This is a genomic window from Spongiibacter tropicus DSM 19543 (assembly GCF_000420325.1).
Taxonomy (GTDB): domain Bacteria; phylum Pseudomonadota; class Gammaproteobacteria; order Pseudomonadales; family Spongiibacteraceae; genus Spongiibacter; species Spongiibacter tropicus.
Genome location: NZ_ATUS01000001.1, coordinates 2,408,214 through 2,435,101, shown reverse-complemented (window position 1 = coordinate 2,435,101; position 26,888 = coordinate 2,408,214). Strand labels below are relative to the sequence as shown.

25 protein-coding genes are annotated in these 26,888 nt (G+C 57.9%); 12 read left to right on the top strand and 13 right to left on the bottom strand.

The genetic code is table 11. From position 1 onward, the window contains the following. Window positions 1-72 precede the first annotated feature (72 nt). Window positions 73-1,890, bottom strand: coding sequence for a translational GTPase TypA (gene typA / locus G411_RS0111460; RefSeq protein ID WP_022959349.1), 1,818 nt, complete (start codon window positions 1,888-1,890; stop codon window positions 73-75). 193 nt (window positions 1,891-2,083) lie between these two features. Here typA and G411_RS0111455 point away from each other — a divergent pair, with 193 nt between their 5' ends. Continuing rightward, a complete protein-coding gene (locus G411_RS0111455; RefSeq protein WP_022959348.1) occupies window positions 2,084-3,076 on the top strand; it encodes an NAD-dependent epimerase/dehydratase family protein in 993 nt (330 codons plus the stop codon). Between the two features lie 36 nt (window positions 3,077-3,112). Here the strand turns inward: G411_RS0111455 and G411_RS0111450 are convergent, their stop codons facing one another. From G411_RS0111450 to G411_RS0111425, 6 genes are all read right to left on the bottom strand, one after another. Then, on the bottom strand, window positions 3,113-4,138 hold the full coding sequence (locus tag G411_RS0111450) for a hypothetical protein (RefSeq protein ID WP_022959347.1): 1,026 nt from the start codon (window positions 4,136-4,138) through the stop codon (window positions 3,113-3,115). Window positions 4,139-4,218: 80 nt separating this feature from the next. Continuing rightward, window positions 4,219-5,247 (bottom strand): medium chain dehydrogenase/reductase family protein, encoded by a 1,029-nt coding sequence (locus G411_RS0111445; RefSeq protein WP_022959346.1) that lies wholly within the window; start codon window positions 5,245-5,247, stop codon window positions 4,219-4,221. Next, window positions 5,247-6,059: an SDR family NAD(P)-dependent oxidoreductase gene (locus tag G411_RS20250; RefSeq protein WP_037509195.1), complete on the bottom strand. Its 813-nt coding sequence runs from the start codon at window positions 6,057-6,059 to the stop codon at window positions 5,247-5,249. Before G411_RS20250 ends, G411_RS0111445 begins: the two co-directional genes overlap by 1 nt. 10 nt (window positions 6,060-6,069) lie before the next feature. Next, on the bottom strand, window positions 6,070-6,936 hold the full coding sequence (locus G411_RS20245) for an SDR family NAD(P)-dependent oxidoreductase (RefSeq protein ID WP_022959344.1): 867 nt from the start codon (window positions 6,934-6,936) through the stop codon (window positions 6,070-6,072). A gap of 24 nt (window positions 6,937-6,960) precedes the next feature. After that, window positions 6,961-7,572, bottom strand: coding sequence for a TetR/AcrR family transcriptional regulator (locus tag G411_RS21500; protein ID WP_022959343.1), 612 nt, complete (start codon window positions 7,570-7,572; stop codon window positions 6,961-6,963). Continuing rightward, window positions 7,569-8,642, bottom strand: coding sequence for a phosphotransferase family protein (locus G411_RS0111425; protein ID WP_022959342.1), 1,074 nt, complete (start codon window positions 8,640-8,642; stop codon window positions 7,569-7,571). Before G411_RS0111425 ends, G411_RS21500 begins: the two co-directional genes overlap by 4 nt. A 216-nt stretch (window positions 8,643-8,858) precedes the next feature. On the opposite strand from G411_RS0111425, the gene G411_RS0111420 reads away from it, so the two are divergent. Genes G411_RS0111420 through G411_RS0111410 form a run of 3 tightly spaced genes read left to right on the top strand, consistent with a single transcriptional unit; the run spans window position 8,859 to window position 12,922 of the window. Then, on the top strand, window positions 8,859-11,060 hold the full coding sequence (locus G411_RS0111420; protein ID WP_022959341.1) for a molybdopterin-containing oxidoreductase family protein: 2,202 nt from the start codon (window positions 8,859-8,861) through the stop codon (window positions 11,058-11,060). 55 nt (window positions 11,061-11,115) lie between these two features. Then, the gene (locus G411_RS0111415) at window positions 11,116-12,462 is read left to right on the top strand and encodes a sodium-dependent transporter (RefSeq protein ID WP_022959340.1); all 1,347 of its coding nucleotides are present in this window, start codon (window positions 11,116-11,118) and stop codon (window positions 12,460-12,462) included. Window positions 12,463-12,484: 22 nt separating this feature from the next. Continuing rightward, window positions 12,485-12,922, top strand: a complete 438-nt coding sequence (locus tag G411_RS0111410) for a hypothetical protein (RefSeq protein ID WP_022959339.1) — start codon at window positions 12,485-12,487, stop codon at window positions 12,920-12,922. Window positions 12,923-12,931: 9 nt separating this feature from the next. Here G411_RS0111410 and G411_RS21495 read toward each other — a convergent pair whose 3' ends face one another. Continuing rightward, window positions 12,932-13,375 (bottom strand): acyl-CoA thioesterase, encoded by a 444-nt coding sequence (locus G411_RS21495; RefSeq protein ID WP_022959338.1) that lies wholly within the window; start codon window positions 13,373-13,375, stop codon window positions 12,932-12,934. Beyond that, window positions 13,372-14,826 (bottom strand): tRNA uracil 4-sulfurtransferase ThiI, encoded by a 1,455-nt coding sequence (thiI, locus tag G411_RS0111400; RefSeq protein WP_028968367.1) that lies wholly within the window; start codon window positions 14,824-14,826, stop codon window positions 13,372-13,374. Before thiI ends, G411_RS21495 begins: the two co-directional genes overlap by 4 nt. A gap of 396 nt (window positions 14,827-15,222) precedes the next feature. Between thiI and glnA the strand changes: the two genes are divergently transcribed. From glnA to ntrC, 4 genes are all read left to right on the top strand, one after another. Then, on the top strand, window positions 15,223-16,629 hold the full coding sequence (glnA, locus tag G411_RS0111395) for a glutamate--ammonia ligase (RefSeq protein ID WP_022959336.1): 1,407 nt from the start codon (window positions 15,223-15,225) through the stop codon (window positions 16,627-16,629). 117 nt (window positions 16,630-16,746) lie between these two features. After that, window positions 16,747-17,247 (top strand): DUF4124 domain-containing protein, encoded by a 501-nt coding sequence (locus tag G411_RS0111390; RefSeq protein WP_169530669.1) that lies wholly within the window; start codon window positions 16,747-16,749, stop codon window positions 17,245-17,247. 242 nt (window positions 17,248-17,489) lie between these two features. Further along, entirely contained in the window at window positions 17,490-18,566 is a 1,077-nt protein-coding gene (gene glnL, locus G411_RS0111385; protein WP_028968366.1) for a nitrogen regulation protein NR(II), read from the top strand. Then, a complete protein-coding gene (gene ntrC, locus G411_RS0111380) occupies window positions 18,563-19,990 on the top strand; it encodes a nitrogen regulation protein NR(I) (RefSeq protein ID WP_022959333.1) in 1,428 nt (475 codons plus the stop codon). The genes glnL and ntrC overlap by 4 nt, the downstream gene beginning before the upstream one ends. Window positions 19,991-19,995: 5 nt before the next feature. Here ntrC and G411_RS0111375 read toward each other — a convergent pair whose 3' ends face one another. Genes G411_RS0111375 through G411_RS0111360 form a run of 4 tightly spaced genes read right to left on the bottom strand, consistent with a single transcriptional unit; the run spans window position 19,996 to window position 21,719 of the window. Beyond that, window positions 19,996-20,460 carry a tRNA (cytidine(34)-2'-O)-methyltransferase gene (locus tag G411_RS0111375; RefSeq protein ID WP_022959332.1) on the bottom strand — a complete coding sequence of 155 codons (465 nt, stop codon included), beginning with the start codon at window positions 20,458-20,460 and terminating at the stop codon, window positions 19,996-19,998. Between the two features lie 39 nt (window positions 20,461-20,499). Next, on the bottom strand, window positions 20,500-20,994 hold the full coding sequence (gene secB, locus G411_RS0111370) for a protein-export chaperone SecB (RefSeq protein WP_022959331.1): 495 nt from the start codon (window positions 20,992-20,994) through the stop codon (window positions 20,500-20,502). A gap of 37 nt (window positions 20,995-21,031) precedes the next feature. Continuing rightward, window positions 21,032-21,289, bottom strand: coding sequence for a glutaredoxin 3 (gene grxC / locus G411_RS0111365; RefSeq protein ID WP_022959330.1), 258 nt, complete (start codon window positions 21,287-21,289; stop codon window positions 21,032-21,034). A 13-nt stretch (window positions 21,290-21,302) separates the two neighbouring features. Beyond that, window positions 21,303-21,719 (bottom strand): rhodanese-like domain-containing protein, encoded by a 417-nt coding sequence (locus G411_RS0111360; RefSeq protein ID WP_022959329.1) that lies wholly within the window; start codon window positions 21,717-21,719, stop codon window positions 21,303-21,305. A gap of 231 nt (window positions 21,720-21,950) precedes the next feature. On the opposite strand from G411_RS0111360, the gene gpmM reads away from it, so the two are divergent. The 4 genes from gpmM to G411_RS0111340 all read left to right on the top strand — a co-directional run bounded on the left by gpmM (window position 21,951) and on the right by G411_RS0111340 (window position 26,866). Further along, complete coding sequence (gpmM, locus tag G411_RS0111355) at window positions 21,951-23,510, top strand: 2,3-bisphosphoglycerate-independent phosphoglycerate mutase (protein WP_022959328.1); 1,560 nt, start codon at window positions 21,951-21,953, stop codon at window positions 23,508-23,510. Between the two features lie 28 nt (window positions 23,511-23,538). Beyond that, a complete protein-coding gene (locus G411_RS0111350) occupies window positions 23,539-24,669 on the top strand; it encodes a murein hydrolase activator EnvC family protein (protein ID WP_022959327.1) in 1,131 nt (376 codons plus the stop codon). Between the two features lie 91 nt (window positions 24,670-24,760). Beyond that, the gene (locus G411_RS20230) at window positions 24,761-26,110 is read left to right on the top strand and encodes a S41 family peptidase (RefSeq protein ID WP_022959326.1); all 1,350 of its coding nucleotides are present in this window, start codon (window positions 24,761-24,763) and stop codon (window positions 26,108-26,110) included. A gap of 33 nt (window positions 26,111-26,143) precedes the next feature. Further along, window positions 26,144-26,866, top strand: coding sequence for an SDR family NAD(P)-dependent oxidoreductase (locus tag G411_RS0111340; RefSeq protein ID WP_022959325.1), 723 nt, complete (start codon window positions 26,144-26,146; stop codon window positions 26,864-26,866). The last annotated feature ends 22 nt before the right edge of the window (window positions 26,867-26,888 follow it).

Sequence of the window (26,888 nt, the reverse complement as noted above, 5' to 3'; positions counted from 1 at the left end):
GCAGACAACAACAAGGTTGCCTGTCAGTGTAGCGCAGTCGGGCGGCGCCTGCCGCACCGACTGCCTTGGCGTTTACTTGGCGGCGCGTTTGCGCTCGTTTTCGGTCAGCAGCTTCTTGCGCAGGCGAATGCTTTTGGGTGTCACCTCGACCAGCTCGTCGTCCTCGATGAATTCCAGCGCCTGCTCGAGTGTGTGACGGACTGGCGGCGTCAGCGTCAGCGCATCGTCGGTACCGGACGCTCGCACGTTGGTCAGCTGCTTGGCCTTGGTCGGGTTTACCACCAGGTCGTTGCTGCGGCTGTGCAGACCAATAATCTGGCCTTCGTAGATCTCTTCGGCATGACCGAGAAACAGACGACCGCGATCCTGAAGATTAAACAGGCCGTAGGCCAGTGTCTTGCCTTTGACCATAGAGACCAGGACACCGTTCTGGCGACCGGCCATTTCACCGCCCTTCACCTCACCGTAGTGATCGAAGACGGTGGTCATAATGCCGCTGCCAGAAGTCAGCGTCAGGAACTGGCCACGGAAACCAATCAGGCCGCGAGCCGGCGCAATAAATTCCAGCTTCACGCGACCTTTGCCATCGGGCTCCATGTTGGTCAGCTCAGCACGACGCAGGCCCAACTCTTCCATTACAGCGCCTTGATGCTGCTCTTCCACATCAATCACTACCTGCTCGTACGGCTCTTGCAGAACACCGTCGATTTCTTTCTGTACCACTTCGGGGCGGGAAACACCCAACTCAAAGCCTTCGCGGCGCATGGTTTCAATCAGTACTGACAGGTGCAGCTCGCCGCGACCGGAAACCTTGAATTTGTCGGGACTGTCGCCCTGCTCAACGCGCAGTGCCACATTGTGGATCAGCTCCTGATCCAGGCGATCTTTGATATTGCGCGAGGTGACAAACTTTCCTTCTTTACCTGCAAACGGCGAGTCGTTGACCTGGAAAGTCATGCTGACAGTAGGCTCATCCACACTCAGTGGCGGCAGCGCTTCAGGGGTCGACGGCGCACACAGCGTGTCGGAAATATTCAGGCCTTCAATACCGGTGATACAGACAATATCGCCCGCTTGAGCACGCTCAACTTCCACGCGCTCCAGCCCGTGGTAACCCATAATGGTCAACACGCGCCCTTTGCGCTGTTTGCCGTCAGCACCAACCACCACAACCTGCTCGTTGGGCTTCATGCTGCCGCGGGTAATACGGCCCACACCGATAACACCCACATAGCTGTTGTAGTCCAGCGCCGAAATCTGCATTTGCAGCGGGCCGTCAATATCGACTTCAGGCACGGGGACTTTATCCACGATCATTTCAAACAGCGGCGTCATGTCATCCGCCAGTTGATCCGGCTCCATGCCCGCCACACCATTCAGTGCCGACGCATACACAATGGGGAAGTCCAACTGCTCATCGGTGGCACCGAGGCGGTCAAACAGATCAAAGACCTGATCGATTACCCAGTCCGGACGCGAACCGGGGCGGTCAACCTTGTTAACGACCACAATCGGCTTCAGGCCACGCTCGAAAGCTTTCTGGGTCACAAAGCGGGTTTGCGGCATGGGGCCGTCTACCGCGTCGACCAGCAGCAATACCGAGTCCACCATCGACATCACGCGCTCGACCTCACCACCGAAGTCGGCGTGTCCAGGGGTATCCACGATGTTAATACGATAGTCGTTCCAGCGAATCGCCGTATTCTTGGCCAGGATGGTGATACCGCGCTCTTTTTCCTGGTCGTTGGAGTCCATGATGCGCTCGGCATCCTGGTTGCGGCGATCAAGCGTACCGGACTGGCTCAACAGCTTGTCCACCAGTGTGGTTTTGCCGTGGTCAACGTGGGCGATGATCGCGATATTGCGCAACGCGGAAATAGAATCTGACATACAGGGTCGCTCGGAAGATGGACGAATTGAATCTGTCACCTTCTTCATGGCGAGCAGATATTAGAAAGCCCGCGATTATACCTGCCTTTGAGGCAATCGAACATGCATTTGCGGCGATCTCCCAGCGTAAATAGTGATCATCAACTACACTGGCTGCGATCCATAAAAATGACATAACAGGGATTCTGCGCTTATGGAAAATACCCATCTGGTCGTGGGCGCCAACGGCTTTCTGGGATCGCACGTCGTGCGCCAGCTGCTGGAGGCCGGGAACACCGTGCGGGCAGGCCTGCGAGCCACCGCAGATCTGCGCGCACTGCAGGGCCTCGACTGCGAAGTTGCCCACATTGACCTCGATCACCCCGAGAGCCTCCACACCGCGCTGCAAGGTGTCTCACATGTGTATTACTGCATTGTCGATACCCGAGCCTGGCTGCTCGACCCGGCACCGCTGTTTGAAACCAATGTACAGCGACTGAAACAGGCGCTCGCCGTCTTCTGCCAGCACCCGCTGGAACGATTTGTGTTTACCAGCACGATAGGCACCATTGGCCGCGTCGACAGCGGGCTGGCTGACGAGAAGCTGGCCTGTAACTGGCAGGATCAGGGTGGCGGTTATATCAAAAGCCGGGTTGAAGCCGAAAATGCGGTACTGGAGTGCGTAAAAAACGGTCAGCTCAACGCCATTGTTCTCTGCGTTGCGAACACCTACGGCGCTCAAGATTGGCAACCCACACCCCACGGCGATCTGGTGAGAAAAGCCGCTCAGGGTAAACTGCCAGCCGTGATTGCCGGTACCAAAGCAGAAGTGGTGGCGATAGAAGATGCCGCTTCGGCGCTTGTCCAGGCAGGCAAACACGGCCGCATCGGGGAGAGATACATTATTTCAGAGCGCTATGCCGACATGGCTGAGCTATATCGCCACGCGGCACGCTATGCGGGCCAAATGCCACCGGCGGTGGCGCTGCCCTTGCCGTTGATGTACGGCATTGCGACCATGGGAGATATTGCCCGCCGCCTGACCGGCAAAGACCTGAAACTGTGTCGGCAGTCACTTCGGCTCATGCATATCATGAGCCCGATGAGCCATGACAAAGCCATGCGCGAACTGCACTGGCAGCCGCGCCCCATTCACGAAGCGATCCATCGCGCCGTCGACTTTTTCTGTAAGCCACCAGCCACATAAGCCCAAAAAAGGCGCCGCCTTGCGGCGCCAATTCCCTTAGGGCAGTTCTTTCAACAGACGACCGTTGGCCTCAGACAGCGCCCGCAATACGCCCTGCTTGTAATAGGCGGGGGTCGCTTTCACCGAAATTTCCTTGCTGGAGGTGGTCTTGCCACTGAAGAAGCCCAATGTTGAACTCAAGGCATTCACCGCTTTCGTCGCGCCACTGGTGGTGTCTTCGTTCACACCGTAGGCACCGGCGACCACCACCGGATCTTTCAAGGAGACATAGCCGCTTTTACTGAACGTGCCGCCCTGATCCAGCGTAAACACCACCGCCGCCCCCGGAATGACCTGAATGCCCTGCCCCATCGTCGTTTCTGCCGACATTTCCCGCTCATTGGTGAGGTAGTTCATCGTCACATCGGACTCACCACCGAACCAGGCAAAGTGCACAGTGTAGTGAGCACTCACCAGCGGCTTACCCACTTCCTCAGAAGCAACACCATACTGGTAGGGGAACATCATAGTACTGGAGGCTTTAACCATCTCCATTGAACTGGGCGCGAAAGTGATTGCGTCGACATGACCTACGCCCAGCACCCCTTTCATCAGCTTCGACGAGGTACTGTTGTCAAAGGCCTTTGCGTAAGGAGGATTGGGGCTCTCTTCCTTACTCACCTTATTCCAGGCCTTGCTCGCCTCGAGACCGGAACGGTTCAGCACCGTATAACCGCTGGCCGCGAGCCGCTGACGAAAGTCTTCATAGGCCTGGTCAGTAATCTGCTGGAACACGTCCTCGGAAACCCCGGTCAGACGCGCACTCATAAAGGACTTCGCGTAATCGCCTTTGTCGGCCCGGCGATCAAACATGGAGTTTTTCGCCGTGGTACCGTCCTTGTCCCGAAGGATAAATGACACGCGAAAATCCCCGATATAAACCTGCTTTTTGTCAGCGATATTCTGGGTGTTTTTGCTGTCTACACGACCGCGCTTGCTGGCTTCCGCCCCCGTCGGGTCGCCGGGACTGGCGCAAGCGGTCACCAGCGCCAAGGTAAACAGAAGCGTAATCCAGTTTTTCATGGGTATTCCCTTGCAGTGATTTTTTACCGCAGGCTAGCCAGCATCACAGCAAGGGAAAAGACCGGGTTCAGGGGGGTGGCTTACGCTGACTGGCAGTCGAGAACAATCTTGCCGGTCACCTGCGCCGCATCAATACGACGGTGAGCTTCCGCGGCGTCGCGCAACGGCATCACACAGTCGATCGCTGGCGACAGCTTGCCCTCGGCAAGCAAGGCGAACAACGCAGCGACATCGGCCTTAAATTCATCGGGCTTGGCCTCGCGGCGGCTTTGGATATTGTAAAAACAGGAGGATTTGCCATCAGGAATGAGCTTCCAGCCAAGCAGCAGTTTGAAAAAACCCCAAAGCAAGCTTGGCACACGCTCCTCACCGGTGGTGAGCTGGAGCGCACCAAATCCCACTAACAGGCCGCCGCGCTTGAGGCAGCGATAGGAACGCGACCAATTTTTACCACCGATGGTGTCAAATACCACATCGACACCCTTCCCTCCGGTCAGGCGCCCCACTTCCTCAACAAAATCCTGATGCCGATAATCGATGGGAATGCCCCCAAAACGGCGCAGCAATGCATGCTTGCCTGACGACGCCGTACCGATCATGTTCAGCCCCATCAACTGCCCCAGCTCCATCAACGCAGAGCCGACAGCACCACCAGCGGCATGCACCAGGCAGTGACTTCCTGCAGGAATCTCTCGATAGCGAGTCAGCATCTGGTAGGCCGTCGTGTACGACAGCAACATCGCCACCGCCGCCGCAGGTTCAAGCCCATCGGGGGCGGGCACCAGCTGCTCGGCATCCACACACAGGTATTGGGTATACCCCCCGATCACCGACAGGTCAGCCACAGCCTGCCCGACCCGAAGTGCGGAGACGCCCTCGCCCAGCTTGTCGACAAGGCCGAACCAGTCATAGCCCAGCGTGAACGGCGGCTTATCCTTGACCTGCACATACTGCCCCTGGCGAATAATAGTGTCGGTAAAGCCGGTTCCCGCCGTGAGTACCTTGACGCGAACCTGCCCCGGCCCCGGCTCCGGCAACTGCGCGTCCTCCACGACCTCCAGACACTCCGGCCCACCAAACTCCCGCACATCAACATGTATGTATGACATCAACCGTAGCGCTCCGCCTGTCTATCCAATGCATCGAGAATCCCCGCGTGCCGCATGGCGAGAATGTCGCGGTATTCTGGGTGTGTAATGATGTAGAAGTCACCGTCGATCACGGCATCGATCACCCGTCGTCCCAGCTCCTGCGGCGACATGCCGGTCTCTACCGCCGGAGCGACCACATCGTGTTTGCGCCCGTGCTGCAAGGCAGATGGACGCAGTCGGGCAGAACTTTCAATCAAGGCCGTATTCACCAACCCCGGACACAGCACCGACACACCCACTCCCTTATCAGCCACTTCCAGCAACAGTGATTCCGACAAACCGACAATGGCAAACTTGGTGGTGCAGTACAGTCCCTCCGGTGGCCCGGATAACAAGCCACCCATCGAAGCCGTGTTGACAATATGCCCCTCGCCACTGGCCAGCATGTCAGGCAAAAACACCTTCACCCCGTGGATTGCGCCATAAAGATTGACGTCAATCAGGTAGCGCCAATCGCGGATATCCGCGTCAGCCATCTGCGCTCCAACCCACACTCCAGCGTTATTACAAAGCAGGTGCACCGCCGAAAAGGCATCAATGGCCGTCTGTCTGAGCGTTTCTACCGAGACCAGGTTGCTGACATCGACCTGCGCAGCAATGGCTTGGGCGCCACTGGCGCTCAACTCGCCTGCCACGCGCTCGGCAGCCGCCTCATCAATATCCGCCACAACCACCGACATGCCCCGAGCCGCCGCCTCGCGGGCGATAGCTTCACCAATTCCCGAGCCGGCCCCGGTAACCACAGCGACCTTATTCTTGACTGTCTCCATACTCATCCCCTCACACCATGGGAAACGCCACAGGACCGGCGCTACCCGGCTCGCGACCTTTCATAATGTCATCCATCCGCTGTGCAACCTGCTCCCGCGACCCCTGCGCGTGAGTCAGCACATAAAATTGCCGCTGCCGGATCGCGTCGAAAAGCTGCTCGGCCACCGTGGCTGGTGACTGCGCGGTTTCAAAGAATGCCGCCGCCAAGGCTTCCATGTCGCGCTGCTCACGCTGGTAATCTGGATCATTGCGCAAGGTCTCCGGCAGTGGCCGGTTGCGCGCCGCCGCGTAAATCTTGGTGTCGACAAACGACGGGCACAGCACACTCACCCCCAAGGCCGACCCGGCGTTTTTCAGATCGCCAAGCAAGACTTCAGACAAGGCGACAACCGCGTGTTTGCTCACGGTATACGGCGCAGTGCCCGGCGCAGACATCAAGCCGGCCACCGACGCGGTATTGATGATATGGCCGCTGCCTTGAGCCATCATCCGGCTGGTAAAGGAACGAATACCGTGGATAACCCCCCAAAGATTCGCACCCAGCACCCACTGCCAGTAGTCCTCATCCAGCTCCCACACATTCCCGCCACCCCCAACGCCGGCGTTATTGAACAGCAAGTCCACCTGCCCGCAGCTATCAAACGCCGCGTCGGCCAGGGCCTGCACTGATGCCGCCTTGCTCACGTCAAGCTGTCTGCAAAGGAGTCGTCGCTCGCTTTTTAAATTCAGCGATTTCGCCGCCTCAACCAACGCCAGCTCATCAATATCCGCCAGCACCAGATGCATCCCCAACTCCGCCGCATGGCGGGCAATAGCCAGACCTATACCACTGGCCGCGCCGGTAATAACCGCAACGCGATCGTCAAATTGCTGCATAGCACACCCCATTTTTATTATTGGTCAGTAGCCACTCAACATGGCGTACAGCACTTGTTTTAGCCGCCGGATATGGCGCGCAAGGTAATCGGGCTCTACGTCGAACACATCTTGAATACTGAGCCCCTGCAACGCAGAGTGCACAAAAATCAGCGCATCAAGCACCTGATCGTCGGCCAGCGTACAGTCGGCAAAAATCTCACGCATACTTGCCGTACAGCTCTCGCTGATTCCCAGCGAGGCCAGCTTGGCCTGCTGCTGGGTACGCGGCTCGCGCCGCAATGCCAGCAGAATTTCCAGCGATGCCCAGCCAATGTCTTTGCTGTGATGCTGCCAAAGAGTGTCGACAAAGCTGCTGATACGTTTATCCAGGCCTCCCTCCCGGAGTGAGGGGGCCGCCAGACTGGCATTCAGCGTATCGAATGAGCGCTGAATAACCTGCAGCAGCAAACGCTCCTTGCTGCCGAACTGGTGCTGAACCGCCCCCCAGCTCACGCCGGCACGCTCGGCAATCTGGCTCGAGGTGGCAGCCGCATATCCCCCCTCACAGATCAGCGAGACCACCGCCGACAGAATGTTTTCCTGCGTTTGCTGGGTTTTCTGTGCCTGCCTGCCGAGTGGCTGTGGCTGCGTCACTGCTCGTCAGCCTCGCCGAGTACCTTCAGTGAATAGTCGATCGCAAAACCGCCCTCAACCATACTGCCGTCGCCGGTGGCCAGCGACATGCGCGCCAACATCACCGAGATCCGCATCCCGGCAAAAACCAGGTAATAATGCAGTTCATCGGCGCTCAGCCCGGTCTTCTCACGCCACCGCTGCACACTCTGCTCCCGTCCCGGAATGCCTTCCAGCGGCGGAACACCCAGGCCATGGCTGAACATTTCGTCCATAAAAATCCACCAGGCAAGGTCCTGCACGGGATCGCCCATACAGAGCATTTCCCAGTCCAACAACGCGGCGACGCGGGTTTTATCTTCACTGAAAATCACATTCGCCATGCGCGAGTCCCCCCAACACAGGCGGCGCGTCTGTTCTGCCGGCTGATGTCCCTCCAGCCAGGTCAGCAGAGTTTCACAAGCTGGACTGCGGCGATCACCCAACGCCCAGCTCAGGTAGTGACGCCAGTACGCAAGCTGCTCGGCCAGACTCTTGGGAAACGTATGTTCATCAATGAACGCTTTCAGCGGCGGTCGATCAACAGGCAAGTTGTGCAGCGCAGCCATCATATCCACTCCGGCGTTCCAGACCTGCTTGCGTTCAGCGGGCGTAGACTCACAGAGCCAGCCATCCATGTGGTAAGGAGGAATATCCGGAGGAATCAAACCGGGTGTTTTTGCCATGATGTAAAACGGCATACCCAGCACCTGCCCAGTGCCTTCCAGTGCAACCAGCGCAGGTGCCGCAATGCCGGGCACCCCACCGAGCATATCCATCACCGCATATTGCAGTGGCAAGTCGTAGTCGGGAAACACCAGCGCATCACCCTGAGCCTGCAAGCGCCCCACCATGTCGCGGCGCTCTCCACCATCAACTTCACAGCTCAGCATCACCGTAATATTCGACATACCGTTGTTTTCCGGAATCTCGAAGTCACAGATACGCACCGCCGAGCCGGGATACACCGTCTCCGCCAGCCAGCTCTCCAGCCGCTGACGTACCTCTTCGGGGTTACTGAGTTTTGGGGTGGGACGCATATCGTCGGTCACGGCTAATCACCTCTATTGCTGAGCAAAATGACGAGGGACTGGCCGTTCAACACAGCAGGGCAGCATCGCCACACCGTCATTTATTATTGGATTATGGATATTCACGTTGTGCTGCCTGACACACAGTGTGTAACAAAAAACCATTCTTGAGAAATGTTTTTATGTGATACTGAATAAAGAATCCGGCCCAAACCAATAACAACACCGGGACACACCATGAGCACAACGCAGAAAACCACCTTCTGCCGCATCTGCGAAAATCAGTGCGGTCTGCGCGTCAGCCTCGACGGCGAACGCATCACGCATATTGAGCCCGATACTGAACATGTCGCCTCGCGAGGCTATGCCTGTATCAAGGGACTGAGCTTCCAGAACATGCGCGACAACCCCGACCGCATCACCACGCCAATGAAGCGCGACGGGGAGCGCTGGCACGCCATCAGCTGGCAACAGGCGTTTCAGGAAATCGGGCGAAAAGTCCGCCAACTGCGCGGTGATCACGGAGACGACAGCCTCGGCCTGTACTTTGGCAACCCCATCAGCTTCAGCCCCCTGATGCCAATTTTCTTTACCGGCTTTGCCCAGGGGCTCGGCACCCGAAAGCTCTTCACTACCGGCAGTCTGGACTGCAATAACAAGTTTCTGGTGAGCCAGCACATGTACGGCTCACCAATGGCACTGACCTTCCCCGACATCGATCATCTCGACTGCCTGATCATGCTGGGCAGCAATCCCTCGGTGTCGAAAATGAGTTTCATCAATCTGCCCGACCCGGTCCGTCGCCTGAAAGCCATAGAGGCGCGCGGTGGCAGCGTGATTCATATCAACCCGCGACGCACGGAAACCGCAAAAGCATTAGGCGAGCAATGTTTTATTCGCCCGGATACCGATGTATTTTTTCTGGCCGCCTTCCTGCGCGAACTGTTTGAACAGGGCGCCGTCGATCGCAAGCGCGCAAGCCAATTCATGGAAGGGCTGGAAGAACTGGAGGCCCTCGTCTCACCGTGGACCGCCGAGCGCCAGGCCGCCGTTACCGGCATCAGCGCGGATAGCCTTCGCAAACTGGTACAGCGTTACGGCAGCGCGAAGGGCGCCGCCCTCTATGGCTCGACCGGCATCAATCAGGGCAGCAATGGCAGCGTCGCCTTCTGGTTGCTGGAGTGCATCAATGCCGTGAGTGGCAATCTGGACAAACGCGGCGGCAGCCTGATGGGAAGGGGGATATTCGACTACGCCAAGGCCACCACCGGCGCCGATGATCAGGTATTTCACTCGCGCATCGGTCATACCCGCAGCTTTCTCGGCACCCTGCCCACGCCGTTGCTCGCTGACGAAATTCTCGAAGAGGGTCAGGACCGCATTCGCGGCCTGTTCGTGATCGCCGGCAACCCGTTGCTCACCAGCACCAACAGCCGCAAAACCGCCAAAGCGCTCGCCAGCCTCGAACTGCTGGTCGCCGTCGATATTCTGCGCAATGAAACCGCCGAATACGCGCACTACTTCCTGCCCGGTACGCATTTTAGCGAGCGCCCGGACATTCCCTTCACCTTCTTCAGCTTCTCCGGTCTGATGCCGGAACCGTGGTTTCAATATACCAATGCCCTGCTGCCGCCACCCGGCGACTGCCGCGACGAGAGCTGGATAATTCGCCAGCTAGCCAAGCACTGCCGCGCGCCGCTGTTTGGCTCCCGACTGCTGCAGGGCAGCATGAACATCGGCGAGAAACTGGGGCAGCTACCGGGACTCGGGGCGCGACTCACGCCGATGCCCGAGCGACTATTGGGACTCATCAGCCGCGCCGGCAAACTGGGTGGACTGGGCGCGCTGCGCAAGCATCCCCATGGCATTGCGCTGCCCGCCATTGACGGCAACAGCTACTTGGGCAAACGCGTTCTGGCCCGCAACGGCAAGGTTCAGCTCGCTCCGGCGCTACTGGTGAACCTCGCCAACGAGCGACTCGCCGACAGGTATGAACAAGCCCGCCAATCCGGCGACGGCTTTAAGCTGATCACCAAACGCGAGCGCTTCAGCCACAATAGCTGGACCCACAACGATCCCGCTTACATCAAAGGCAAACGCCGACAAAACTACCTGTATATCCACCCTGACGACGCCCAAAAACTCGGCGCAAATGACGGCGAAGAGGTGGAGGTCAGCAATGAGATTGGCGCAGTGATTGCTTGCCTTGCGGTCAGCGACGATCTGATGCCCGGTACTGTCGCGCTGCCCCACGGCTGGGGCCACGAAAGCGCGAGCGGGCTGAGCGTTGCCCGTAAAACCTGCGGCGTCAACGCCAATATTCTCGCCGCCGACGGCCCCGATGCCATCGAACCCGTGTCGGGCATGGCGCAGTTTAACGGTATCGCCGTCAATATTCGGTCGACCCGAACAGCTACTGCACAGAAACTTGGGCAGTAGCAGGCTTTATGTCTACAATTCGAGTCTTTTAACCACAATAAACAAGGCAACGATTATGGCCACAGGCTCTACGCCAACATCGACCTCCGTCACCTGGGGCTCGCGGTGGACATTCATTCTGGCTGCCACAGGTTCCGCAGTCGGCCTGGGTAATATCTGGAAGTTTCCCTACATTACCGGCGAATACGGCGGCGGCGCCTTTGTTCTGGTTTATCTGGCCTGCATTCTGGCCATCGGCATTCCGGTGATGATCGCCGAGGTGATGATCGGTCGGGCCGGCCGCACCGACCCCGCCGACGCCATGACGAAGCTTGCCCGCGAGAGTAATGCACCGCGCCAATGGGGGCTGCTGGGGGCCGTGGGCATGATCGCCGGACTGATGATCATGATGTTCTACAGCGTGGTCGCCGGCTGGGCACTGGAGTACGTTTCGCAGAGCGTGACCGGCGCCTACAGCCACCTCGACGCCACGGCAATCGAGAGCAATTTCAGCTCACTGCTGGCAAGCAGCGATCGTCAGCTGCTGTGGCATAGCGTGTTCAGTCTGGTGACGGCAAGCGTTGTGGCCGCAGGGGTCACCGGCGGCATCGGCAAGGCAGTCGATATTCTGATGCCATTACTGTTTGGCTTTCTGCTGCTACTGGTCGGCTACAGTGCCATTAACGGCGATTTCTCTGCTGGCCTGCACTTCATGTTCGACACCGACTTCAGTCGTTTGACCAGCGAAGCCGTGCTTGTCGCGATGGGTCATGCCTTTTTCACACTCAGCCTCGGCATGGGCGCCATCATGGCCTACGGCGCCTACTTCCCCGGCCACTCCTCCATCGGCACCACCGTGCTGACCATCGCCGCCCTCGACACCATTATTGCTCTGCTCGCCGGCATGGCAATGTTTCCACTGGTATTCGCCAACGATCTCGTCCCCGGCCAGGGACCCGGCCTGATGTTTGTCACGCTGCCTATCGCCTTCTCCAATATGAGCGGCGGCATGTTCTTTGGCAGCCTGTTTTTTGCGCTGGTCAGTATCGCCGCCCTCAGTTCCTCGATCTCCCTGATCGAACCCGGCGTTGCCTGGCTGGAAAAACACGGCATCAAACGCCCGATATCCACCTTCAGCCTGGCGGGTATCGCCTGGCTTGGCGGCATCGCGTCAATCCACTCAGGAACCATTTTCAATATCCTCGACAAGCTCACCACCAACATCATGCTGCCATTGGGCGGGCTGCTGATTGCCATCTTCGCCGGCTGGATCATGCAACGCGACCGAGTGCAGGATGAAACCGGCATCAGCCACCCGCGAATATTCGCCGTATGGCGATTCGCCTTGCGTTATATTGCGCCGCTTGGAATCATCGCTATCTTTTTGCATAGCCTGGGCCTGATGGGCTGGGTAATGCGCTGAGCAGCGCTTTCGAGGAGCACGCGTGAAAAACACGGCATTACGGGTATTTATTGTGGCTGGTCTGGTCCTGTTTGGCAGCCTCTATTACTACAGCGGCGAAGTGAAAGAGCACTACGAAGACAACGCCCGACGCTATCTGAGCAACGCCTTGCAACGCATCTCCAGCTGGGAGACAGATGCCCTGAAAGAAGAGCTGAGCCAGGCAACACTCAGCCATGTGAGCGACGAACAACTGGCGGCACTGGCAGAACAATACCGCTCGCTGGGGGCCTTCGACCGCATGGATGAATTGCACTTTTCCAGACTGAGCGGCGCCCTGTCACTCTTCGCCGAATCCCCCCGACTGAGCTACAGCGGTAAAATCTATTTCGAGCAGGGGGCGGCTGTCATGACCGCAACGCTGACCCTTCAGAATCAGCGTTTCAAACTCTACAACTTCAACCTTAGCCGCGCCGACTAAGCACTGACGTCAAGCGCCGACATCCAGCAGCGACGCCTGCAGAATATCGCGGATGCGGCCCTCAATTGGCGTCGCACGGTGCTGCGCGTCCACATGTACCAGGGTCGCGTCGCCTTCCGCCACAAGCTCGCTGCCATCGTCGGTAAACAAGGCCTGACGAAGCTGAAAGCTGCTGTTACCCAGCTTTAACAACCACGCCCGGGCGCGCAGCGGGCGACCGTGGTGCCACTCGCGTCGAAAGTTGAGACCGATCGCGGCCAGCACCAACAGAAACGGCTGATCGCCCCAAAGTCCGTCAGCCTCCAGCCAGCGTACGCGGGCCTCTTCCAAATAGCTGAAGTAATTAACGTGATTAATATGTCCGAGGCTGTCCTGGTCCCCCCAACGGGGCTCGACCAAAACATCAAACAATGGCTGGACGCGCTGGTAGCGCTCCATATCAATCTGACTCATGACGGACGGTACACCTTCACGTTGGTAAACCCCTGATCCATCAGGTGGGCAGCGTGCAAACGACTCATCACGCCCTTATCGCAATAGAGCTGATATACCCGCTTCGGATCCAACTCCTCAACCCGGCGATGCAACTCGTAAAACGGCAGACATTGCACCGTATTGCGATCAAGTTTCAGCGGCTGACGCTCCACTTCATCGGGATGACGCACATCCAGAATCACCGCCTCGGCAAGGGGAATCGGCAACACTTCCACGTCGTGACTCACCGCCTCTTCGTCGGCCAGCGCATCGATATTGACGTACTTGGCGTTGGCAATCGCCCTCTCAAGCACCCCCATATCCATCCGGGCTTCCTGCTCGGCAATGCGCTCAGGACGGGCCTTGATCGTGGGCCGCACAGAAATCACCCCGCAATACTCAGGCATATTCGCCGCAAAAGCTTCGGTACCGATTTTTGCAGCCGTGTTGATGATATCCAGCTTGTCAGCCGTAATCAGTGGCCTCAGTACCAGGGTGTCGGTAGCCTTGTCGATAATCGACAGATTGGCCAATGTCTGACTGCTCACCTGAGCCACCGCCTCACCGGTAACAAGCGCAGGCGACCCCAGCTCAGCCGCGACCTTCGACGCAGCCCTCATCATCATGCGCTTGAGGATCACGCCCATCTGAGAATTTTCGACGTTCTTAAGAATCTCGGCGACTACGTCTTCAAAGGGAACAGTGATGAATTTCACCCGGTGCGAAGCGCCGAACTTCTGCCACAGATACAGCGACACTTCTTTCACGCCGATTTCATGTTCGCGCCCACCGAGGTTGAAGAAACAGAAGTGAGTGCGCATGCCACGCTTCATCACCATGTAGCTGGACACTGTGGAATCGAAGCCACCGGAGATCAGGCTCACTACCGAATCTACCGCGCCAATCGGAAACCCTCCCAGCCCTTCGTGACGCTGCTTGACGACATACAAGCGGTCTTTGCGAATTTCCAGGCGCACGACTTCGTCGGGATTCTTTAACTTCACGCCGCCCGAGGGAACATGCTGATTCAGGCCACCACCCACATAGCGCTCAACATCGCCGGAATTGAAATCGTGCTCACCGGTCCGCTTGCAGCGCACGGCGAAGGTCTTACCTTCCAGACTGTTGCCTACTGCGTCGCGGGTCTTCTCGTAAATATCGTGCATGTCCACCAGCGGATACTCGGCGACTTCGATAATGTGGGCAATTCCCGGTGTATTGACCATCACCTCCAGCAGCGACGCCAACACCGCTTCGTCATCGCTGCCGGTTTCCAGAGTAATCCGGTCCCACTCACGACCGATCTGCAGCTCGGGATCAATCGGCAGCAGCAGCTTGCGCAAATTATCACGAAGCTGCTTGATGAATTTCTTGCGGACAGGCTTGCTCTTGATGATGATTTCAGGGAAGAGCTTGACGATAAACTTCATGACGGCACCGCGGCGGAAAAGCTGCGCATTATAGCCACTCCGGGGCGAGGCTTCAGCCTCTGCCGACAACCGCAGCGCGGTGCCCACAGGCGGTGCGCACCAAATTAGAACACACCAGCCCAACATTGGTGCACAATTTAGGTGCGCGCGCACACTTATCTCGCAAACCGACGGTTTCTCACCGCTTTTGCATAAAATTTCGGCACAAAAATATGGCACACATATTGCTGCCACGAGTACGAACATGAACTGTAGAGATTTCCTCTGCTCGAAAATGCAGCTTTACAGCAGTTCACAGCCGCTGTCGCTATGCGGCACAATGCAATGAACTTATAATCGCAAAGCTTCGGCCCCTTGCCGAATCGACTAAGAAGACTCTGTTGGAGGATGTCAGTAATGTCAGAGAAGACTCTGAAGTTAATCGCCGATAATGACGTGAAGTGGGCCGACCTGCGCTTCACCGACACTAAAGGTAAAGAGCAACACGTCACTATGCCTGTAGGCGAAATCGACGCCGGCTTCTTTGAAGACGGAAAAATGTTCGATGGTTCATCTATTGCGGGCTGGAAAGGCATTAACGAGTCAGACATGATTCTCATGCCAGACGACGAAGCTTCCGTTCTGGACCCGTTCACCGACGAGCCTACCATCATCGTCCGCTGCGGCATCGTTGAGCCTTCAACCATGCAGGGTTACAACCGCGATCCTCGCTCCATTGCTCAGCGCGCTGAAGATTACATGCGCTCTGCCGGCATCGCCGACAGCGCCCTGTTTGGCCCCGAGCCCGAATTCTTCGTGTTTGACGACGTGAAGTGGAAAGTGGCTATGGAAGGCGCAAGCTACGCCATCTCTTCTGACGAAGCGGCCTGGGTTTCCGGCAACAGCTTCGAAGAAGGCAACACGGGTCACCGTCCCGGCGTTAAAGGCGGCTACTTCCCCGTACCGCCGGTCGACAGCCTGCACGACCTGCGTGCCGCCATGTGTAACGCCATGACCGACATGGGTCTGGAAGTTGAAGTACACCACCACGAAGTCGGCACCGCCGGTCAGTGTGAAATCGGTGTCGGCCCGAACTCTGCCGTTAAGAAAGCTGACGAAGTACAGGTACTGAAGTACTGTGTACACAACGTGGCCCACGCCTACGGCAAAACTGCCACCTTCATGCCCAAGCCTGTTGTCGGCGACAACGGTAGCGGCATGCACGTACACATGTCTCTGAGCAAAGACGGCCAGAACCTGTTCACCGGCGACACTTACGGCGGCCTGTCTGAAACTGCGCTGTACTACATCGGCGGCGTTATCAAGCACGCTCGCGCTATCAACGCCTTCACCAATGCTTCTACTAACTCGTATAAGCGTCTGGTTCCCGGCTTCGAAGCGCCCGTTATGCTGGCCTACTCTGCCCGTAACCGCTCTGCCTCTATCCGTATTCCGTTCATCAGCAACCCGAAAGCGCGCCGTATCGAAGTTCGCTTCCCGGATCCCTCTGCGAACCCCTACCTGGCTTTCGCAGCCCTGCTGATGGCTGGCCTGGACGGCATCCAGAACAAGATCCACCCCGGCGATGCTGCTGACAAAGATCTGTACGATCTGCCTGCAGAAGAAGCCGCGGAAATCCCAACTGTTGCCTCTAGCCTGGAGCAAGCGCTGCAAGCTCTGGATGCAGACCGCGCCTTCCTGACCGCTGGCGGCGTCTTCGACGACGACATGATCGACGCTTACATCGAGCTGAAATCACAAGAGATCGAGCGCCTGAACATGACCACTCACCCTGTTGAGTTCGACATGTACTACAGCGTATAAGGCTTGGGCCTGATCGCAGAAAGCCCGCTTCGGCGGGCTTTTTTTATGCCTGCGGCAAAGACTTGCCAGCGGCGCTTTGGCATCGCACACTGAACGGAAATACCGGGACAGATGACCATGCGCCACGCTCCTACGCTGCTATTTTTATTCCTGTCACTGCTGGCTACAGCAGTTTATGGTGAGATCTACCGCAGCACTGACGACCAGGGACAAGCGGTATTCAGCGACGCGCCAAAGCCGGGCTCTACCCCTGTGGAGCTAGCCCCCACTAACACCACTCCTGCGGTGTCACCCAGCACCCAGCCACACTCATTCCCAAAAGTACTCGGCCCCGCACCTAACACACTGAACATTCAGCAGCCCGGCAATGGCCAGGTTCTGCCCAATGGCCGCACTCCCACGCCTGTCGCCGTGCGCCTTGCCCAGCCGCTCAAAGACGGGCAGCGCATCCGCATTCGCGTTGACGGCAAGGTGTTGAGTGAGGGCGCAACCACCTCCACCAGCATCCCCTTCCTACACCGCGGCGAGCACCAAATCAGCGCAGAATTAGTGGATCACAATGGCCGTATCGTCAGTCGCGACCAGGTCACGGTCATCAGTCGCTGGCCGAATAATTAACCTCGGCGAAAAAACACCAAATAAACGCGCTTCCCTTCACGCGCCAAGCACTATCTTGGTGCATACTGTTTTTCTACAACACTCATCGCGACCCAATTACGGGCGGCGAATAATCGCCCGACCCAGCGCAGGGCAAGGCCTTCCGCAGCCTGCCATGCCATGTGCTGGATTGTGACCCCGATTTAGGGCGCTGGCCTGGATATTGCTTTCTTATGCCCCATAACGAAGACAGCCGCGACGCTATGCCCCCAAACAATCTGCACCACCACATACTCGACAACCTGAAGACAGCAATCTTGCTGGTCGAGCCCAATCTGACCGTCAGCTATATCAATCCGGCGGCGGAGTCTCTGCTTGCGGTGTCTGATCAGCGTATCCACGGAGAAGCCATCACCACGCTGTTTCACGAGGAAGAAGACACCGTCGTGAAACTGTTGGATGCCATCAATAACCGCGAGGCCTACACCAAGCGCGAGACCGTACTCACATTGCGCTCCGGCGAGGAAATCACGGTCGATTACGCGGTAACGCCGATTGTTGATACCCGCCGCACATCACTGATCATCGAACTGCAGCCGTTGGATCGGCTGCTGCGCATCAGCCGGGAAGAAGGTCTGCTGACCTCACAGCAAAGCAGTAAGGCTCTGCTGCGCGGCATCGCCCACGAGATCAAAAACCCACTCGGCGGTCTCCGCGGTGCGGCGCAGCTACTGGCCAGAGAACTGGATGACCCGCGCCTGCACGACTACACCAACATCATCATTGAAGAGGCCGACCGCCTGCGCAATCTGGTGGACAATATGCTCGGCCCCAACAAGGTACCCGATCAAAAGCCCACCAACATCCACGAGGTACTGGAGCGCGTGCGGCAGTTGATTGAGGTCGAAAGCAGCGGCAATGTGCGCATTATTCGCGATTACGACCCCAGCATCCCCGACATCACCGGTGACCGGGAACAGCTTATCCAGGCCGTGCTCAATATCATGCGCAATGCCCTGCAGGCGCTGAACCAGTCACCACCGGAACACGAAACGCCCAGCATTACCCTGCGCACGCGTACGCTGCGACAGTTCACCATCGGATCGCACCGCCACCGCCTCGTCTGCCGTGTGGACATTATCGACAATGGGCCGGGCATCCCTCCCGATATCGCGCAATCCATCTTCCTGCCTATGATCAGTGGCCGCGCCGACGGCTCAGGACTCGGGCTTTCCATCTCCCAGTCCATCCTCAACCACCACCAAGGCCTTATAGAGTGCCGCAGCGAACCCGGTCGAACGGAGTTCTCGCTGTTTATTCCCGTGGAGCATGAGCAATGACACAGAACAGCACCGTATGGGTTGCCGACGATGACAAGTCCATCCGCTGGGTATTGGAGAAAGCCCTTACCCAGGCGGGTATCGACACTCGTAGTTTCGAGACCGGCGATGCACTGCTCGCCCACCTGGAAACCGGCGCCCCCGATGCGGTGATCAGCGATATCCGCATGCCCGGCATGGACGGCTTGAAGCTGCTGTCACGTATTGGCGACATTCACCCCGGCCTGCCAGTCATTATCACTACCGCTCACTCCGACCTCGATAGCGCGGTCGCCTCCTATCAGGGCGGCGCGTTTGAGTATCTGCCCAAACCCTTCGACGTGGATGAAGTCGTCGCCACCACCCAGCGCGCCCTGCAGCACGCCGAGAAAAACAAAGCGACCCTGCCGGAAGAACAACCGCTGGAAAGCACCGAAATTATTGGTGAAGCCCCGGCCATGCAGGAAGTGTTTCGCGCCATCGGTCGGCTCTCGCAGTCCAACATCACGGTGTTGATTAACGGTGAATCCGGTACTGGCAAAGAACTCGTCGCACAGGCCCTGCACCGCCACAGCCCCCGCGCGAACAAACCTTTTATTGCGCTGAACATGGCCGCCATTCCCAAAGACCTGATGGAATCGGAACTGTTCGGCCACGAGAAAGGCGCCTTTACCGGCGCCACCGCTCAACGTCGTGGACGCTTTGAACAGGCCAACGGCGGCACACTGTTTCTGGACGAGATCGGCGATATGCCCGCCGAAACCCAGACCCGCCTGTTGCGGGTGCTGGCCGACAGTGAGTTCTACCGCGTTGGCGGTCACACACCGGTGAAAGTGGATGTGCGCATCATCGCCGCCACCCACCAGAACCTTGAAAAACTGGTGCAGAACAACAGCTTTCGGGAAGACCTTTTTCACCGCCTCAACGTGATTCGCATTCACCTGCCGAAACTGGCAGAACGTCGCGAAGACATTCCCAAACTGATGCAGCACTTTTTCACCAAGGCGGGCAGCGAATTGAACGTTGAACCCAAACGCCTGCTGCCAGATACCGAGGAATACCTCAGCCAACTGGACTGGCCGGGCAACGTCCGCCAACTGGAAAATACCTGCCGCTGGCTGACGGTGATGGCCTCGGGCCGGGAAGTCCATATCGACGACCTCCCGCCCGAGCTGCTGCAGCGCAGTGAAAGCGGAGAGACCGGCACCCCGGCCTCAAACTGGCAGGAGAATCTGCGTCGCTGGGCCGATCAGGAATTACTGCTGGGCCGCGACAAGCTGCTGGATCGCGCGGTGCCCGAGTTTGAGAAAGTGATGATTGAGGTCGCGCTGAAACACACTCACGGCCGCCGCCGCGATGCAGCCAACCTGCTGGGCTGGGGCCGCAACACCCTCACCCGCAAAATCAAAGAGCTGAATATGGGTGGCGACGAAGACGACGAATAAGTCGTCTACAACGCGCCCTCAAACCCCTGCTGCCGCCAGGCCTCGTAGCTGACCAGTGCCACGGTGTTGGATAAATTGAGGCTGCGTGCGTCTGCCATCATCGGCACTCTCAGGCAGTGATCCGGACCCAGCGACTCGCGGATATCGGCGGGCAAACCTGCCGTTTCCGAACCAAATAACAACACGTCTCCGGGCTGGTAGCTCACATCGGCATAGCTGCGTTTGCCCTTGGTGGTCAGCGCAAAAATTCGTCGTCCGGCAACGGACTGCAGAAACGCCGCGTAATCCGCGTGACGCGTCACTCTCGCCAAGTCGCGATAGTCCAGCCCTGCACGGCGCAGCTTCTTCTCTTCCAGATCAAAACCCAGCGGCTCAATCAGGTGCAGATGGCAGCCATTATTTGCCACCAGCCGAATAATATTGCCGGTATTGGGAGCGATCTTCGGCTCGTGAAGAGCAATGTGAAACACGAGGGGAATGGCCGGGGCTCACACCCCGGCAGTCATCGACTAGTGAGTCGTGGCACTGTCGCCAGCTTCGGCCGCTTTCTGCTCGGCCTGTTGCTTGGCTTGGCGATAGAGCGCTTCAAAGTTGACGGGCTGCAGTGCCAGCGCCGGGAAGCCACCTTTTACAGCCAGGGCATCAACCGCTTCGCGTACATAAGGGAACAGCATATTCGGGCAGGCGATGCCCAGCAGTTGCGTCAATGCCTCACCTTCAATGCCTTCGGCAATGAACAGACCGGCTTGCTGGACTTCCACCAGAAACGCCGTTTCGTCTTCTTCCAGCTTGGCGGTCACTGTTACTGTCAACGTCACTTCATACACGTTATCTGCAGCAGGCTGACTGCGAGTATTCAGGTCGACGTGCATTTTCGGCTTCCAGACCTTGGAAAAAACGGCTGGGCTGGACGGCGACTCAAAAGATGAATCTTTTACGTACAGACGCTGCAAAGCAAATTTGGGGGCGGTTTGTTGGGCTTGGGCGTTGTCTTGTTCAGCCATTGTCGAGTCTCAACTCCTGAAAAGGTTTATCGTTTTATTAGCCGTCGGCCAGCATGGCGTCCAGCTTGCCTGCGCGCTCCAGCGCAAACAGTTCATCACAGCCACCGACATGGGTGTCGCCCACCCATATCTGCGGCACAGTTCGCTGCCCGGTGCGCTGCAGCAAATCCTGGCGCAGGTCACTGCGGCCATCGACGGGAATATCCTTGAACGCCACTTGCTTGTGCGTCAGCAACTGTTTGGCACGCACGCAGTAGGGGCAGAAGCGGGTGGTATAAATGGTTACATCACGCATCGCGGCATCCGACTCAGCTTTTTACCAAAGGCATTTGCATTGCCTGCCATTCGCCGACACCACCTTTAAGGCGGTAAACCTGACTGTAACCCATAGCGGCCAGTTTCTTCCCGGCCGCACTGGAATGCTGACCAAGCTTGCAGATCAGCACGACCGGTTTGGATTTATCACTGGCAACACGCTCAATCTCGCCGTCGAGCTTGGCATAAGGCAAGTTCACCGAGTCGATGATGTGGCCTTTGTTGTAATCGCCCTTATCACGCAAATCCAGCAGCACAGGGCTTTCCTGATTCACCAGCGACACTACTTGATGCGGGGTAAGCTGCTTCCCGGCGCGGCGCGACTCGTGGAAGCTCAGCAACATCACACAGGACAGCAGACCGCCAACCAGCATCCACTGTTCTGCAACAAACAAGATCAGTTTTTCCATGAATTCTCTCTGAATGAGACCCGACGACCGGGCGCCAGACCGATACCGCAGCACCGGAAAGGCAGCTCCGGCGCGCGAAAAGGCCTGAGTATACACGGCTAGTCGGGAATTCTCACCACGCCGGGCGTGGTCGCTTCCCACAGGAAAAGTTACAATGGGGCATTTACTGTTCGCGGCCCTGCCCACACCTTTCATGCAAGGCCTCCACGACTGAAAACGGATTCCCGCACTATGGCTGACACACAGGCAAAAACTCCGGTGGTACTGATTATTCTCGATGGCTTTGGCTACCGCGAAGCCCCCGAGGACAACGCCATTTACCACGCCAACACGCCCACCTGGGATGCCCTGTGGAAAAACCAGCCTCACACCCTGATCTCCGGCTCCGGTCTCGACGTGGGCCTGCCCGACGGACAAATGGGTAACTCAGAAGTCGGTCACATGAGCCTGGGCGCCGGTCGCATCATTTATCAGAACATCACCCGGATCGACAAAGAGATTGAAGACGGCAGCTTCTTCGACAACGCGGTATATAAAGAGAATATCGATAAAGCCGTAGCCGCCGACAAGGCTGTGCATATTCTCGGCCTGTTGTCTCCCGGCGGCGTTCACAGCCATGAGAACCACCTTTTCGCCATGATGGAAATGGCTGCCAAACGGGGTGCTAAGAAAATCTATCTCCACGCCTTCCTCGACGGCCGCGACACACCGCCCCGCAGCGCAAAAGCCTCGCTGGAACGAGCCGACGCCAAATTTGCCGAACTGGGCTGTGGCCGCACTGCGTCAGTGGTCGGTCGCTATTACGCCATGGACCGAGATAACCGCTGGGACCGCGTAGAAAAAGCCTACCGCCTGCTGACCGAAGCGGAAGGCGAGCACCGTTACGAAAGTGCCACCGAGGCACTGGCCGCCGCCTACGAGCGCGACGAGAACGACGAATTTGTCGCCGCCTCGATTATTCAGGCCGACGGCCAGCCCAGCGGCGCGATTAACGACGGTGACACGGTTATCTTTATGAACTTCCGCGCCGACCGCGCCCGGGAAATTACCCGCGCCTTTGTCGACAGCGACTTCGATGGTTTCACCCGCCGCAAGCAACCTGCACTCGCCGGTTTTGTCATGACCACCGAGTACGCCGACAGCATCGACGCACCCGTGGCCTATCCGCCGGAAACCCTGCACAACAGCCTGGGCGAGCTGCTGGCCAACAACGGCAAAACCCAGTTACGCATTGCCGAAACCGAAAAATACGCCCACGTGACCTTTTTCTTCAGCGGTGGCCGCGAAGCTCTGTTTGAGGGCGAAGATCGCACCCTGATCAACTCTCCCGATGTCGCCACCTACGACCTCAAGCCGGAAATGAGTGCGCCAGAGGTCACCGAGGCACTGGTCGCCGCCATCCGCAGCGGCAACTATGACGCCATTATCTGCAATTACGCCAACGGCGATATGGTCGGCCACACCGGCGTGTTCGACGCTGCCGTCAAGGCGGTGGAAGCACTGGATGACTGCCTCAAGCAGGTTACCGACGCGGTCAAAGAGGTTGGCGGCCACTGTCTGATTACCGCCGACCACGGCAACTGCGAGCAGATGGTCGACTACGATGCAGAGCAGCCCCACACCCAGCACACTACCGAGCTGGTGCCCTTAGTCTATGTGGGCAGCAAAGCCGATGCCAGCCTGAAACCGGTCGGCGGTCGCCTTGCCGATATCGCCCCCACCATGGTGGCCCTGCTTGGCCTTGATCAGCCCTCAGAAATGACCGGCGTCAACCTGATTAATCCGGCCTGAGGACGACACCATCGCGCCGAGCATCGTCATGCGCCATTGCCTGATTCTGCTGCTCGGCGGCCTGCTCGCCTGTGCCGCCATGGCGGAAGATTCTGCCGACACCCGCCGTCAGCTCGACGCGTTGAACAAGCAGATCGGCGTTCTTAAGCAGAATATCGGCCAGACCCAAAAAGCCAAAAGCCGGGCAGCCCGAGAACTACAGGACGTTGAAACAGAAATCGGCAAACTGGCTGCCAAACTGCACCGCACCCGGCAAGAACGCGACAAGCGCCAGCAACGTTTGGGCACACTGGAACGCCAACAGGGGGAACTGCGCAACAAGCAGGGACGCCAGAAAGCCCTGATCGCCGAACAGATTCGCAGCGCCTATGTACAGGGTCGCGAAGGCCAGCTGAAAATGCTGCTCAACCAAGAAGACCCACAATCCCTCAGCCGCCTGATCAGCTACTACGACTATGTGAACAAGGCGCGCAGTCAGCAGCTCCGCGAATACCAGAGCACACTGACGGCACTGAGCGAACTGATCCCCGAAATCGCCGAGGAAACCGAAGCCCTGAGTGATACTGAAAAACGCCTTGCTCAGCAACAGGAACAACTCAAGGTTCAGCAGCAAAAGCGCGAACGTAGCCTAGCCAAGCTGGAGCGTGAACTCAGCGGCCAGCAACTCGATCTCGGCGCTCTCGATAAAGAACGTAAAAACCTGGAAGGCGTACTGGAAGCGATTGGTCGGGAAATCACCAATATCGCTATTCCCGACAACTACCGCCCCTTTAAACAGATGCGCGGCGCCATGCCTTGGCCGGTAGCAGGCAAACGCCTCAACCGCTTCGGCGCCCCTCGTCAGGGCAGCGCCATTCGCTGGCAGGGCATCCAAATCGCCGGAAAAGAAGGCGATCCGGTGCGCGCCATTCACAACGGCCGCGTGGTGTACGCCGACTGGCTGCGCGGCGCGGGCCTGCTCATTATTGTCGACCACGGCAACGATTACCTCAGCCTCTATGCCCACAACCAAAGTTTGCTGCGCAGCGAGGGCGACTGGGTGCGCGGCGGCGAAGCCATTGCCACCCTCGGCAACAGTGGTGGCCTGCGCCAGAACGGTCTGTATTTTGAAATCCGCTACAAAGGCCGCCCAACTAATCCCGCCTCATGGTGCCGCTAGGCGACAAGCCCCAGCCAAGCCCGCTACAATGAATCCATTCAACCGGCCGCGCGCTGCGCTGCCCTGTGTAAAGCCGTATTGGAAACCTGAAATGCCGCGTCGACTTCGCCAGATACTCGCCCTTCAACTTGTTCTGCTCGCCCCGCTGGGCTTCGCTGACACCAACAACAGCGACGAAACCCAGCAGGGCGCTCTGCCACTGCAATCCCTGCGCAACTTCGCCGACGTGTTCAACCAGATTCGCCGCGCCTACGTGGAAGAAGTCGACGACGAAACTCTGATGGAAAATGCTATTCGCGGCATGCTCAGCGGGCTGGATCCCCACTCCGACTACCTCGACCCGGACTCCTTCGACACCCTGCAAAGCCACACTACCGGCGAGTTCGGCGGACTGGGCATTGAGGTCGGTATGGAAAACGGCTTTATCAAGGTCGTCGCCCCTATCGACGATACCCCTGCCCAGAAAGCGGGGATCCAGCCCGGCGATCTGATTATTCAAATCGACAAACAACCCATCAAAGGCCTCAGTCTTCAGGAAGCCGTGGCCCTGATGCGCGGCCCGAAGGGCAGCAGCGTGCGTCTGCATATTCTTCGCGAAGGCGTGAAAGCGCCGATTGAACTGAACCTGAAGCGCGACATCATTACGGTGGCCAGCGTGCGCGGCGAAATGCTGCAACCCGGCTACGGCTACCTGCGCATCTCTCAATTCCAGAGCCGCACCGGCGAGGATCTGCGCAAAGAGCTGAAAAAGCTCAAGGCCAGCCGCAGCGGTTTACAGGGTTTGGTACTCGACCTGCGCAACAACCCGGGCGGCCTGCTGCAAGCCTCGGTGCAGGTAGTGGACACCTTCATAGATGAAGGTCTGATTGTTTACACCGAAGGGCGCCTGCCCAATGCCTTCAGCCGCTATATGGCCAGCCAGAGCAGCCCGGCTGACACGACACCACTGATCGTACTGATTAACGGCGGCTCTGCCTCGGCCTCCGAGATTGTTGCGGGCGCCCTGCAAGACCACCGCCGCGCCATCATCCTCGGCACGCAAAGCTTCGGCAAAGGCTCCGTACAAACGGTGTTACCGCTGTCGGAGGAAAGCGCAATCAAACTGACCACCGCCCGCTACTACACTCCCGGCGGACGCTCCATTCAGGCACAGGGAATCATCCCCGACATCGTCGTTGATCGCGCCCGCATTGAATCACTGGGCGAAGAAGATCGTGTAACCGAAGCCGACCTGGCCCGCCACCTCGGCAACGAAGACGGCAAGGAGAGCAACGGCGACAACCGTATGATCGACAGTGCCGCCAGCGAACTCGCCGCAACCGACAACCAGCTCTACGAAGCCCTGAACCTGCTAAAGGGGCTGAACATCATGTCGGCCAACAGCCAGCAACTGGCCAAGCGCCGGCTGCAAGACTCGCAGCCACAACAGACGGAAGATTAGTGCCCGAAGACAGGTGCGTTAAGGAAGACGAGCATGAAGATAATGATCATTGGTGCCAGCCGCGGCTTGGGGCGCGCACTTTTCGAGGGACTTGCCGAGCCCGGCAACACAATGATTGGCGTGTCTCGTTCACTGCCTCGCGATCTAAAGCTCCCCCGGGGCGCATACCAGCAATGGATATGCGCTGACTTCAGCAGTCCCCGTACAGCGGTGCAACATATCGAAGCGGAAAGCCCGGACACATTGGATACACTGATCTGTAACATCGGCATCTGGGAGAAAACGGCGTTTAGCGATAGCTACGCATTTTTGCAGCAGACTGACGATGAGACCATCTCATTGGTAGACGTGAACATCACCAGCATACTGCTTCTACTCAAACGCCTTATTCCCAAGCTCCTGAGCAGCAATAGCGCCAAGCCTCAGATACTGCTCACTGGTTCGACATCTGGCTTGCGACAAAGTGGTCGCCCCGAAATGGCCTTCGGTGCATCCAAAACTGCTCTAAATGGAATTGCCGACGCGCTCCGGGAGAACTTTCGAGAAGAACAGCTGGCGGTTACCTCTTTGCAACTCGGCTATCTCAACACGGATGATGACCTATCGGTACCGAGAGACACCGCAGCGCATAACGGTAATGGCGAATTGATTCCTGTCCACGACGTTGTCAATCTCGTCAAAACATTGCTGACGCTATCCGAAGCGTCATTTGTCCGCGAACTGGTTCTTCCCGCAATCAAGGATCCACGTTTCTAGCCCCGCCTTAACAAAGGGGCTA